General features: G+C 70.5%; 9 protein-coding genes and 1 pseudogene. 4 read left to right on the top strand and 6 right to left on the bottom strand.

The features are described from left to right. Positions 1–129: 129 nt before the first annotated feature. Both AB8Z36_RS13525 and AB8Z36_RS13520 read left to right on the top strand, forming a co-directional pair. Complete coding sequence (locus AB8Z36_RS13525; RefSeq protein WP_369213515.1) at positions 130–1,356, top strand: thiolase family protein; 1,227 nt, start codon at positions 130–132, stop codon at positions 1,354–1,356. Then, positions 1,353–3,485: a 3-hydroxyacyl-CoA dehydrogenase NAD-binding domain-containing protein gene (locus tag AB8Z36_RS13520; RefSeq protein ID WP_369213514.1), complete on the top strand. Its 2,133-nt coding sequence runs from the start codon at positions 1,353–1,355 to the stop codon at positions 3,483–3,485. The genes AB8Z36_RS13525 and AB8Z36_RS13520 overlap by 4 nt, the downstream gene beginning before the upstream one ends. A gap of 86 nt (positions 3,486–3,571) precedes the next feature. Here AB8Z36_RS13520 and AB8Z36_RS13515 read toward each other — a convergent pair whose 3' ends face one another. Then, positions 3,572–4,627: a hypothetical protein gene (locus AB8Z36_RS13515; protein ID WP_369213513.1), complete on the bottom strand. Its 1,056-nt coding sequence runs from the start codon at positions 4,625–4,627 to the stop codon at positions 3,572–3,574. Positions 4,628–4,716: 89 nt separating this feature from the next. Here AB8Z36_RS13515 and AB8Z36_RS13510 point away from each other — a divergent pair, with 89 nt between their 5' ends. Then, positions 4,717–5,085, top strand: a complete 369-nt coding sequence (locus AB8Z36_RS13510) for an NTP pyrophosphohydrolase (RefSeq protein WP_369213512.1) — start codon at positions 4,717–4,719, stop codon at positions 5,083–5,085. A gap of 3 nt (positions 5,086–5,088) precedes the next feature. Here AB8Z36_RS13510 and AB8Z36_RS13505 read toward each other — a convergent pair whose 3' ends face one another. From AB8Z36_RS13505 to AB8Z36_RS13485, 5 genes are all read right to left on the bottom strand, one after another. Continuing rightward, a complete protein-coding gene (locus tag AB8Z36_RS13505; protein ID WP_369213511.1) occupies positions 5,089–6,162 on the bottom strand; it encodes a C40 family peptidase in 1,074 nt (357 codons plus the stop codon). 16 nt (positions 6,163–6,178) lie between these two features. Continuing rightward, a complete protein-coding gene (locus AB8Z36_RS13500; RefSeq protein ID WP_369213510.1) occupies positions 6,179–6,661 on the bottom strand; it encodes a poly-gamma-glutamate biosynthesis protein PgsC/CapC in 483 nt (160 codons plus the stop codon). Further along, positions 6,658–8,349, bottom strand: coding sequence for a poly-gamma-glutamate synthase PgsB (gene pgsB / locus AB8Z36_RS13495; RefSeq protein ID WP_369213509.1), 1,692 nt, complete (start codon positions 8,347–8,349; stop codon positions 6,658–6,660). The genes AB8Z36_RS13500 and pgsB overlap by 4 nt, the downstream gene beginning before the upstream one ends. Positions 8,350–8,354: 5 nt before the next feature. After that, positions 8,355–10,592 (bottom strand): HAMP domain-containing protein, encoded by a 2,238-nt coding sequence (locus AB8Z36_RS13490; RefSeq protein WP_440581910.1) that lies wholly within the window; start codon positions 10,590–10,592, stop codon positions 8,355–8,357. A gap of 197 nt (positions 10,593–10,789) precedes the next feature. Further along, the gene (locus tag AB8Z36_RS13485; RefSeq protein ID WP_440581909.1) at positions 10,790–11,998 is read right to left on the bottom strand and encodes a CapA family protein; all 1,209 of its coding nucleotides are present in this window, start codon (positions 11,996–11,998) and stop codon (positions 10,790–10,792) included. A gap of 23 nt (positions 11,999–12,021) precedes the next feature. On the opposite strand from AB8Z36_RS13485, the pseudogene AB8Z36_RS13480 reads away from it, so the two are divergent. Beyond that, a pseudogene (locus AB8Z36_RS13480) lies at positions 12,022–12,282 on the top strand (hypothetical protein); the annotation flags it as partial.

The following is a 12,282-nucleotide window of genomic DNA, read 5'->3' as shown; positions in this document are numbered from 1 at the left end:
GCCCCCGGCCAGACAATGTGACGCGCGCCTCGTCAAACCCTCTCTTGGCCACATAGTTACCGGCAAGTAGGGTGGACGGAGGAAGCGCGCCGCAGGCGTGGCGCAACCGCACCCTGGAGGAGAGCCATCGTGCCTCGTACCGTCAGGGACGTCGTCTTCGTGGATGGCGTCCGCACCCCGTTCGGCAAGGCGGGCCCGAAGGGCATCTACCACGAGACCCGTGCCGATGACCTCGTCGTCAAGGCCATCCGGGAGCTGCTGCGCCGCAACCCGGACCTCGACCCCGCCAAGATCGACGAGGTCGCCATCGCCGCGACCACGCAGATCGGCGACCAGGGCCTGACGATCGGCCGCACCGCCGGCATCCTGGCCGGGCTCCCGCAGTCCGTCCCCGGCTACTCCATCGACCGCATGTGCGCGGGCGCCCTGACCGCCGTCACCTCGGTCGCGGGCAGCGTCGCCTTCGGCGCGTACGACATCGCCGTGGCCGGTGGCGTCGAGCACATGGGCCGCCACCCCATGGGTGAGGGCGTCGACCCCAACCCGCGGTTCGTGAGCGAGAAGCTCGTCGACGAGTCCGCCCTCTTCATGGGCATGACCGCCGAGAACCTGCACGACCGCTACCCGAGCATCACCAAGCAGCGCGCCGACGAGTACGCGGTGCGCTCGCAGGAGAAGGCCGCCAAGGCGTACGCCGACGGCAAGATCCAGGCCGACCTGGTGCCGATCTCCGTACGGCGGACCAACGAGGAGGCCGGTGAGACCGGCTGGGGCCTCGCCACCGCCGACGAGCCGATGCGCCCGGGGACCACCCTGGAGAACCTCGCGGGGCTCAAGACGCCGTTCCGTACCCACGGCCGCGTCACCGCGGGCAACGCCGCCGGTCTCAACGACGGCGCCACCGCCTCCCTCATCGCCTCCGAGGACTTCGCGCGCGAGAACGGCCTCCCGGTCAAGATGCGCCTGGTCTCGTACGCCTTCGCGGGTGTCGAGCCGGAGGTCATGGGCTACGGCCCGATCCCGGCCACGGAGAAGGCCCTCGCCAAGGCGGGCCTGGACATCTCCGAGATCGGCCTCTTCGAGATCAACGAGGCCTTCGCCGTACAGGTGCTCGCCTTCCTGGAGCACTACGGCATCGCGGACGACGACGCGCGCGTCAACCAGTACGGCGGCGCCATCGCGTTCGGCCACCCGCTCGCCTCCTCCGGCGTACGCCTGATGACGCAGCTCGCGCGGCAGTTCGAGGAGCAGCCCGAGGTGCGCTACGGCATCACGACCATGTGCGTCGGCTTCGGCATGGGCGCGACGGTCATCTGGGAGAACCCGAACCACAAGGACGCCGGAGGCGACAAGTGAGCAGCTCCACCACTGAGCTCCTGAAGGGCGCGGCCGAGCTGTTCCCCGGCGAGGTCGTCACGCAGGCGCACGTACGCCACCTCGACCTCCCCGCGGGCGCGGGCCGCTTCGCCCTCATCACGCTGGACAACGGCCTGGACCACACCAAGCCGACCACGTTCGGCCCGCAGTCCCTCGCCAACCTGAACACGGCGATCGACCAGGTCGAGAAGGAGGCGGCCGAGGGCGCGATCGTCGGTGCCGGCATCACCGGCAAGCCGTTCATCTTCGCCGTCGGCGCCGACCTCAAGGGCGTCGAGCTGCTGAAGCGCCACGAGGACGCGCTCGCCATCGGCAAGGGCGGCCACGAGGTCTTCAAGCGGCTCTCCGGCCTCGCCGTGCCGACCTTCGCCTACTACAACGGCGCCGCGATGGGCGGTGGCGTCGAGGTCGGTCTGCACTGCTCGTACCGCACCGTCTCCAAGGCGCTGCCCGCCTTCTCGCTGCCCGAGGTCTTCCTCGGACTGGTCCCGGGCTGGGGCGGCTGCGCGCTGCTCCCGAACCTGATCGGCGCCGACAAGGCCGTCTCGGTCATCATCGAGAACTCGCTGAACCAGAACCGTCAGCTCAAGGGCGTGCAGGTCTTCGAGCTCGGCATCGCCGACGCGCTCTTCGAGGGCGCGGACTTCCTTGAGCAGTCGCTGATCTGGACGGCCTCCGTCCTCAACGGCGAGACCGAGGTCGTGCGCGCCGACGTCGACCGCGGCGAGGGCTGGGACGCCGCCGTCGCCCGCGGCCGCGCCATCGCCGACTCCAAGGTGCACGGCGCCGCTCCGGCCGCCTACCGCGCCCTGGAGATCATCGAGGCCGCCAAGGACGGCGACCTCCAGAAGGGCTTCGACGCCGAGGACACCGCGCTCGCCGACCTGATCATGGGCGGTGAACTGCGCGCGGGCATCTACTCCTTCAACCTCGTGCAGAAGCGCGCCAAGCGCCCCGCGGGCGCCCCGGACAAGAACCTGGCGCGCCCGGTCACCAAGGTCGGCGTCGTCGGCGCCGGTCTGATGGCCTCGCAGCTCGCCCTGCTCTTCCTGCGCCGTCTTGAGGTGCCGGTCGTCCTGACCGACATCGACCAGGAGCGCGTCGACAAGGGCGTGGGCTACGTCCACGAGGAGATCGACAAGCTGCTCCTCAAGGGCCGGATCAACCAGGACAAGGCCAACCGCCTCAAGGCGCTCGTCTCCGGTGTCCTGGACAAGGCCGAGGGCTTCGCCGACGCCGACTTCATCATCGAGGCGGTCTTCGAGGAGATCGGCGTCAAGCAGCAGGTGTTCGCCGAGGTGGAAGCCGTCGCTCCGGCGCATGCCATCCTCGCCACCAACACCTCCTCGCTCTCGGTCTCCGAGATGGCGTCGAAGCTGAAGCACCCCGAGCGGGTCGTCGGCTTCCACTTCTTCAACCCGGTCGCGATCCTGCCGCTCCTGGAGATCGTGCGCGGCGAGCGGACCGACGACGCGTCGCTGGCCACGGCCTTCGGTGTCGCCAAGAAGCTGAAGAAGACCGCGGTGCTCGTGAAGGACGCCCCGGCGTTCGTCGTGAACCGCATCCTGACCCGCTTCATGGGCGAGATCCAGAACGTCATCGACGAGGGCACCCCGGTCGCCGTCGCCGAGAAGGCCGTCGAGCCGCTCGGTCTGCCGATGTCGCCGCTGGTCCTGCTCGAACTGGTCGGTCCGGCCATCGGTCTGCACGTCTCCGAGACGCTCAACCGTGCCTTCCCCGAGCGCTTCACGGTCTCCCCGAACCTCGCCGCCGTCGTCAAGGCGGGCAAGCGCGGCTTCTACGTCTACGACAGCGGGAAGCCGGAGCTCGACCCCGAGGTCGCCGCTCTCCTGAAGCAGGGCGACTCCGTCCTGACCGAGGAGCAGGTGCGCGACCGCGTGCTCGACGCGGTGGCGCAGGAGATCGGCCTCATGCTCGACGAGGGCGTCGTCGCCGAGGCCCAGGACATCGACCTCTGCCTGATCACCGGCGCGGGCTGGCCCTTCCACCTGGGCGGCATCACGCCGTACCTGGACCGTGAGGGCGTCAGCGAGCGCGTCAACGGCAAGCGGTTCCTGGAGCAGGGCGTGGCGAGCGTCCCCGCGTAGGGCGCGCGAGCCGCGAGACGGCGGGGCCGTACGGAAGGCGACTTCCGTACGGCCCCGCCGTCGTATACGTACCGCTCGCGGACCGGTTACAGCGTGGTCCACGCCTCCAGCGCCAGCCCCGCCTCCGCCTTCTGCCGGGCGAGCCGCAGCGTGCCGTCCAGGCCGACGGCCGCGATGACCACCCGGCCCCGCGCGTCCAGCGCGAGCGCGGGGGCGCCGACGCACGGCTCGCCGGTCTCGGACCACCACAGGCCCGCGCCCTCGTCCTCGGTGGGGAACGCGCCGATCGCCGGGCGTCCCGAGCGGGTGCGGTGGGCGAGGACCGTGCAGTCGTGGCCGTCTATGGGCGTGCGCAGGGCGGCAGTCGTCCCGCTGTCCGGCTCGCCGCCGAGCGGGAGCGCGGCGCCGCCGTCCGCCGGGCGGTGCGCGAGGACGCCGCCGCCGTCCGCGTCCGCGGCGTAGTACGTGAAGCGGTCGGGGCCGGTCTCAAGGACCGCGCCGGAGCCGGGCGTCGCGGCGAGCGGGAGGTCGTCGGCGCGCACAAGGTCGCCGCCCTGGGTCTCCTGCGTCCAGCGGAGGGTGGCCTCGGCGCCGGGGGCGTAGACCTCGATCCGGCCCGTGGCGGTGGCGTGGGCGACGATGCCGTCGAGTGCCTGGCGGACCTTGAAGTCCTTCCACCCCTCCCACTTGCCGCCCTTGCCCTCGCGGCGCAGCCGGACGCTGTTGACCGCGTCCCGTACGAAGACGTGGACGGTGCCCCGGGCGTCGACGGCGGCGGCGGGCGCGCCGAGGCGCGGCGCGCGCTCGACGAGCTTGGTGTGCGGGTTGCCGATCGAACGCCAGTCCATCAGGGGCCGCCCCGACTGGTACTGGATGGAGTGCACGATGTCGACGAGCGGCTCGCCCGCGCCGTCCCGCCGCTCACGGCGGCCGAGGAAGTGCACATAGCCGTCGGCTCCCTGGGCCAGGGTGAGGTAGGTCAGGTCAGGCGCCTCGAAGAAGTCGGGGCCGCTCCAGTCGGGCCCGCCGGGTGCGGTCTCCGTCCAGCGGAGCAGTCCGCCCTCGCTCCTCGCGTAGGCGGTGAGCCTGCCGTCCCGGCCGCGCAGCAGCCAGCGGGCGCACTCCAAAGGACCGGTGCTCACCGGCTTCGACCTCGACGGCATGACTCGGCGGCAACCCTTCCACGTCCACGTGCGGCACAGCGCTTTACTGATTAGTTTACGTTTGCCGCATGAGAACTCTTGTCGTCGTCGACGCCGCCAATGTCGTCGGTTCCAAGCCCGACGGCTGGTGGCACGACCGCCGCGGGGCCGCCGAGCGGCTGCGGGACGGGCTCGTCGCGTACGCGGAGGACGGCCTGCCGGGCCATCCGGGACCGCTGGACATCGTCCTCGTGGTGGAGGGCGCCGCGCGCGGCGTTCCGTCCGTGCCGGGCGTACGCGTGGAGAGCGCGCCCGGCAGTGGCGACGACCGCATCGCGGAGCTGGCCGCCGCCGCGGCGGACCGCCCCTGCCTGGTCATCACCGCCGACCGCGAGCTGCGCGGAAGGGTGGCCGCTTCGGGGGCCCGGTGCGCGGGCCCCCGAACCGTACGGCCTTGAGGCTCAGAGCCGCTTGGCGCTGCGCAGCGTGGAGGCGTAGTAGCCGTTGCCGTCCAGGCGGGAGGTGCCGCCCTTGTCGCCGATCGTCGGGCCGTTGACCTCTTCGCGGCTGGAGATGAAGATCTTGTGGCCGTCGGCGTCGTGGCCGAGGAAGATCCCCACGTGGTCCAGGCGCTGCTTGGTGCGGGCGTCCAGCTTGAAGAAGACCAGGTCGCCCGGCTGGACGACGTCGATGGACTTCGGGCGGTCGGCCGCGGAGACGCCCTTGAGCTTGATGACGTCCGTACCGGCCTTGCCGCGCGCCATGCCGTTGGCGGTGCGGGGCAGGCCGTCGCCGTTCGCGTCGTTGGCCATCAGGGGGTAGCGGGCGCGGTAGCCGAAGACCGTGCGGATGAAGCCCGAGCAGTCCATGGAGCGGGCGCGCTTCGTCTCCGGCTGGATGGTGGTGCCGTCGCGGAAGGTGTACGGGATGCCGAGGTAGTCGAAGAAGTCCGACTGTTCGAGCCGCAGGTCGTTGCCCGCGCTGCCCTCGGGGTTGAGGGGACCGAAGTTGGCGTCACCGGCGTAGGCGATGCCCTCGTCGTCCTTCTTGACCGGCGCCCCCTGCACGTACTGGAACGCCATCGCGAAGATGTCGTCCTCCTCGCTGCCGGAGAACTCCTTGTACCAGTCCTTGAACCACTTCTCCTTCTCGGCGCCCTCCCGCCACGTCTCCGGCATCAGCCGCACCCAGTCGTTGGTGACGACGCGGGACTTGGTGTTGGCGGGCTCGGTGAAGGTGCGGCTCGGCCCGGTCAGCGTCGCGGTGCGGGCGCCGTCGGTGAAGGTGGCGAGCACCTTGCCGCCGTCGGTGCGCAGGACGGAGCGCTCGGGGTTCTTCAACCGCTCCCACTTCTGCTTGCCGCTGTCCTGCTGGCCGTTGCTGTTCTGCAGGCCGGGGGTGTCGGTGACGGCCTGCACCTTGGGTGCCTTGGCCTCCTCGTCCTTGCGCAGCTCCACGGTGAGGTACGCGCTGCCCGCGAGGAGGGCGAGCACGGTCACCGCGTGCAGGGCGGGACGCTTCTTCTTGGGCGGCATGGTCAACTCCTGGGAATCAGACGGACGGCATGAAGCCGAGGAGGATCCCGGCGGTGAGGACGACGTAGGCCATGAGCGTCACCGAGCCGGTGGCGAGCAGGGTCGGCCCCTTGGGCTGGCGCACGAGCTGGTAGGCGATCAGACCGGGGACGATGAAGCCGAGGGTCTGGTTCGCGTACATCAGCGGGAACTCGATCGACAGGACGATCATCACGGTCGCCTGGAGGGTGACACCGAGCAGCACGACGGCGGCGAAGAGCCGCTTGCCGTAGAGGATCACGTACTTCTGCATGAGCAGCGTGCCGAGGTAGGTCAGCACGGTCACGCCGATCACCATGGCCGCGCGCTGGAGGTCCTCGACGAGGGTCAGCGCGAGCCAGCCCGGGGTGATCATGCCGCCGGGCGAGAGGTTGGTCGTCAGGTAGCAGACCAGGGAGAAGAGCAGCCCGAGCGCGATGCCGACCGCGGCGATCTCGGGGGTGAGGACGGAGGGAATCAACGGGGCTCTCCTGGGCTGTGCCACTGCTGGTCGTCATGGGCGGGCGGTACGGGCGGCACCCTCGGCTCGAAGAGGCCGCGGGGCGCGGGGGGCTGGGCCTGCTGCTCCTGCTGCGCGTAGCCCTCGTGGGACACGTACTGCTGGTGCTGCTGGTGCTGCGGGTTCTGCTGGTGCTGGTACTGCTGGTACTGCTGCTGGTCGTACTGCTGCTGAGGCTGCTGCTGGTGCTGGTAGTGCTCTTGCGGGGCGTAGGCCTCGTACGGCTGGTCGGGCGTGCGCTGCACGGGTACGTGGACACCCGGCGGAAGCTGTCCCTGGCCCTGGTGGGCCTGGTGGCCGTGGTGGGCCTGCTGGGCGTGCTGCTGGGCCTGCTGCGCGTGGATCTGCTGGATCTGCTGGGTGTGGACCGGCGTGTACCGCTCCTCGTACGCCTCGGGGTAGTGCTGGTACGGGTCGACGTGCGGCTCGTAGAACGGCGCGGGCTCCTCGGGGGCCTGCTCCTCGCTCTCGTCGGCGGGCAGCTCCGCGAGGTGCTCAAGGAGCAGTTCGCCCTGGCCGTGGATGTTGCCGATCGCCACGAGCGAGGAGTCGGGACCAAGCTGCCCGAGCATCTCGTTCATGAACTCCTCGGGGTCGCGCCGGTCGCCGCCGAGGTCCACCGCGCGTCCGCGCCAGTCGGCGGGGATCGCGTCGATGGCGGACTTGGCGGGGTGGCCGATGACGAAGACCTTGTCCGGCTTGAGGTCCGGGATGATCTCGCCCATCTGGCCGTTGCGCTCGACGCGGTCGGGACGGCAGTTGATGACCACGTTGAGCGGGCGGTTGATGGCGCCGAGGTCGAGGAGCTGGTTGATGTTCATCAGCGTCGACTCGGGGTCGTTGGCCGCGAAGACGTTGGCGAAGCGCAGCTTCTTGCCGTCCTCGGTGGCGTACCGCTCGACGGAGAGGACACCGGGGTCCGGCGGGGCGTCGTACATGCCCTGGAGGGCGACCTCGCGGCCGACGCCGACGAGCTCGGCGACCTTGAGCGCGATCGCCACGTTCTCCTTGAAGGTGAACCAGCTGAAGCCGCGCAGCTCCTCGTCGCTCACCGTCTCGGGGTCGGCGTAGATCAGCTCGCAGTTACGGGCGTCGGCCTCCTCCTTGAGGATGTCGAAACGATCCTTCTCGGCGGTGACGCAGATCCCGTTCTCCGGCATGGAGCGGCACAGGGAGCGCGCCACGTCGTCGAGGGTGGGGCCCATCTCGGCGAGGTGGTCCTCACGGACGTTGCAGAGCACGCCGATGGTGGAGCGGATCAGCTTGGACTGGTTGATCTCCTGGAGCGCGGGCATGACCGCCATGCACTCGATGACCAGGGCGTCCGGGTTGTACGCGGCGGCGCGCCGCACGATGCCGATCTGCTCGACGACGTTGGCGATGCCGAACTTGCGGTAGACGGGCTCCTCGGTGGCGTCCGGGTGGATGAAGCGGGCGGCGGTGCCGGTGGTCTTGGCGACCGTGGTCAGCTCGCCGCCGCGCAGGGCGCCCGCGCAGAGGCGGGTGATGGAGGACTTGCCGCGGATGCCGTTGACGAGCACGCGGGTCGGTATGTGCTCCAGGCTGGCGAAGTGCCGCCGCTGTTCGACGACTCCGGCCGCCAGCAGGATGGCGCTGCACACCACGAGCACGGTGTAGAGGAAGAGCACGGGGTTCAGTTCCTTCCGGCGAGGCCGGCCGTGGCGCCGTCCCGCTTGCGCTGTGTGCCCGTCGGCAGTTGCTGCCTGATCAGTTCCAGGCTGCGGGTGACGGCACCGACCTCGTCGTGGTGGGTCGGGTACAGAACGGTGCGGCGGTCCCCGTCGGCGAGCGCCTCGGCCCGGTCGGCGAGGTGCCGCAGCGGCCGTACGACGACGATGTGCAGCCACCCCAGACAGGCCGCCGCCGCGGTGATGCCGAGGAGTCCGGCGAGCACGGTGCGGTTCTGGAGGGTGTACTCGGGGATGGCGAGCCCGGAGGCGGGCTGCCAGCTCAGGACGGTCCAGCCGAGGGACTCCGCCGCGCCGCCGCCCACGAAGGGGGCCGCCGCCGCGATCTGGATCTCGTCGCCGTCGCGGTAGAGGACACCGCTGGGGCGCGGGCTGAGGCCGACCTTCTGGCCGGTGCCCTCCGCGAGCTCGTTGAGCCGCCCGCCGGGCAGGTCCTCGAACTCCTGGTAGCCGGAGTTGGCGCCGATCACCTTGCGCTTCTCGTCGATGACGCGCACCTGGCCGAGGCCGGGGCGCTTGAGGAGCGAGTTGAGGAACTCGATGCGGAACTCGCCGACCACGGCGGCGCCCTTGCGTCCGGGCACCTCCGCCGTGCCGATGATGACCGGCTCCTTGCCGCCCTCGTCGATGACGCGGATCGCCTTGTCCGAGGGGCCCTTGCCCGACGGGCTGCGGGGGTCGTCGCCCGCCTTGGCGATGACCTTCCCGTCGGCGTCGAGGACGTAGAGCGCCTGGTAGCGGGTGTGCTGGTTCAGGGTGCTCTCAAGGACCTTGGTCATGTCCGAGGCCTCGGTGCGGTCACCCATGAGGGAGGCGACCGAGGTGAGGTCGGCGTGGCCTTCGTTGAGGGCCCTGCGCACCCGGTCGGTGAGGGTGTCGGTGCGCTCGCGCTGGTCGTTGACCATCTGCTGCGGCACGACGACGGTGTCACCCGCCCGGTTGAGCATCAGCATGAGCGGCGCGGACCAGGCGAGCAGGAGCACCGCGCAGACGGCGATCAGCGTGCGGGTGCCGAACCTGCCGCGGCGGGCGGCGCCGGGCTGGGTGTCGGCGGGCGCGCCGAGCAGCTGGCGGCGCAGCCGCTCAAGGGCGGCGCCGATCCGGGCGGCCTCGCCGCGGCGCGGCACGGAGACCGGCCGTTCGAGGTCGCCGCGGGTGAGCCTGCGGCCTTCGAGGAAGAGCTGGATCAGCGGGCGCTGCACGGTCCGCCAGAGCAGGAAGATCGTGACGCCGCCGATGAGCAGCAGGGCGGCCGCGGCGAGCAGGCCGAAGGCGGTGTTGGTGGTGGCCGTCGGGTCCTCGGCGACCGGGACCATGGCGACGACGGTGAGACCGAGCCGGGTGGCGACGGTCGCCTCGCCCGCCTCGGGGCCCGCGAGGCTCGCGTAGCCGCCGATGGCGCGCTCACCGAGGTAGCGCTCGCCGGTGAGGTGGCCGCTGACGCCAAGGAAGCCGCCGGAGCCGGGCTCCTTGGACATCACCGGGTGCGTACGGGCCTTCTTCGCCGCGGCGGTGGCGAAGATCTTGAGCTGCTTGTTGGACTGCTTGACCTCATCGCGCTGGAGGTCGGTGAGGACCTGTTCCGGCTCGGGGATGCCGTCGGTGCTCAGCACGAGGCCGTCCTGACCGACAACGGCGATGGAGCGGAACTTGCCGAGGCTGATGCCGGGGAAGCGCAGGCTGCTGGAGGCGACCAGGAGCTGCTGCGGCTGGCCCTTCCAGGTGAGCAGGGCGAAGGAGAGCAGGCGGGTCTCGCCGTTCTCCAGGCGCACCATGCGCGGCGCCAGGCCGTCCTTGTCCGCGAGCTTGCCGCGGTCGATGGCGGTCAACGGCAGGTTCTCGCCGCGGGCGGCGAGGAGCTTGCCCGAGGAGATCTCGACGACCGCGGTGCCCATCCACTTCTGGTAGACGCTGCCGATCTTGTCGAGGACGGCGTCGGCCGGTACCGGGTCGCCGGCGCTGAACAGCTCGGCGGTCCGGGTCAGGTCGGTGACCGACTCGTCGATGGAGGCGCGCAGCGCGATGGCGCCGTCCTCGGCGAAGTGCTGCTGGGACAGCTTGACCGCTTTCGGTACGGCTTCCTGGCCTGCGCGGCCAAGGGTGAGAGCGGTGACGCCCGCGAGGGCGAGGAGCAGGACCGACAGCACGGCGATGGGCGGGCGTATGCCACCTATCAGGGACATGTCGGTCCTTCGGCGGACCTTGTGCCGCCGCTTCGTACGCGAAGCGGCCAAGGGGTGCTCCTCTCCTAAAAGTGATGCGGGGACGCGGAAGCGCAGGGTGATGCGTTCCGGAGAGCTTGGACCCGTGACCCCGTCGAAGGGATGTACGGGAAATCAAAAATGTGACCTACGTCGCGTTCTGAGCCTGCGTAGGGCGGTCATTCGCCGGGTAGTGACTCCAGCGGTTCGAGGCCGTCCTTGCTCGCGCCGCGGTTCAGGAGCGTGCCCTGGGTGCGCTCGAAGGCCAGGCGGTAGCGCGAGCGCTGCTGCTCGGTGAGGCTGTCGCCGTCCTTCAGCGCGGCGGCCAGATCGACGAGCCGGTGGTCCTTGACGGCGTCCTTGGGCAGGGCGCCGCTCTCGTCCGGGTCCGGCGGGATGTCCGTGAACGTGGGCACGTACTTGGCGTCGACGTCCCACTTGCCGCCGCGCTTGACGAACTCGAACCAGCCGATCACGCCCTCCTCGGTCAGCCCGTTCGGCACGTCGTGCCGCGCGACCTGGTTGCCGAGTCCGTACGCGATCCAGGTGCCGTCGATCTTCTCCATCGGCTGGACGACGTGCGCGTGGTGGCCGATCACGAGGTTGATGCCGGTCTCACGGGCGATCCTGCGGGCCAGCCTGAGCTGCGAGGAGCTGGCGTTGGGCTGGTTCTCGCGGCCCCAGTGGATGCTGAGGATCACGACCTCGGCGCCCGCCGCGCGCGCCTTCTTCTCGGCGGCGGCGATTCTGTCGAACTTGGTCTGGTTCACGATCCACGGCTTGTCCTTCGGGACCTCGCGGCCGTTGAACCCGAAGGCGAAGGCTATCTGCGCGACCTTGACGCCCTTCACCTCGGTGATCAGCGGCTTGCCCGCCTCCGCGGCGCTGCGCGCCGAACCGGTGTGCCGCAGCCCCGCCTTGTCGAGCACGTTCAGGGTGCGGGTGACACCGGCGGGGCCGTGGTCGAGGGTGTGGTTCGACACACTGGAGCACTGGTCGTAGCCGACACCCTTGACCGCCGTGGCGATCTGCGGCGGCACGAGGAAGTCGGGGTAGCTCTGGAAGGGGCCGCCGGGCTTGCCCACGACGGGCTCGAAGTGGCAGATGCCGAGGTCGGCCTTGCTGATGACGGGCTTGATCCCCGCGAGGAGCGGCCCGAAGTCGATGCCCTTCTCGCCCTTGCCCGTGGCCTTGGCGTCCTTGCGGGCCTGGTCGGTCAGTTGCGGGTGGATCAGGATGTCGCCCGCCGCGGCGACGGTGAAGGAGGGTCCGCCGTCGGAGGCGGCTTTGTCGTCGTCGCCGAAGGGGCCGCAGGCGGTGGCGGTGCCGGCGAGCAGGAACGCGGAGGCCACACAGGTCACGAAATGCCTGCGGGAGGGACGTGTCATCACAGGGATATCTTTATACAACCATGAAGATCTCCCGCACCCGGCCGGTCACGATCGCAAAGAAGCTCGGCGTTCTCGCAGCCGTGACAGCCTGCGTCCTCAGCCTTTCGCAGTGCGGCTCGGGCTCCTCGGAGCCCGGACCCGAACCCTCGCGGGCGGGCCGTGGCCCCGCCACCGCCACCGCCTGCGGCCCCTTCGGCGACGACGACAAAGCCGCCTCCGACGGCGGACCCTCCTTCACCGTCGCCGCGGCGGGCGACATCCTGATCCCCCCGCAACTGACC

The organism is Streptomyces flavofungini (assembly GCF_041028215.1).
GTDB lineage: Bacteria > Actinomycetota > Actinomycetes > Streptomycetales > Streptomycetaceae > Streptomyces > Streptomyces flavofungini_B.
Note: the sequence above shows the minus strand (reverse complement) of the source record. Positions and strands in the feature narration are given on the sequence as shown.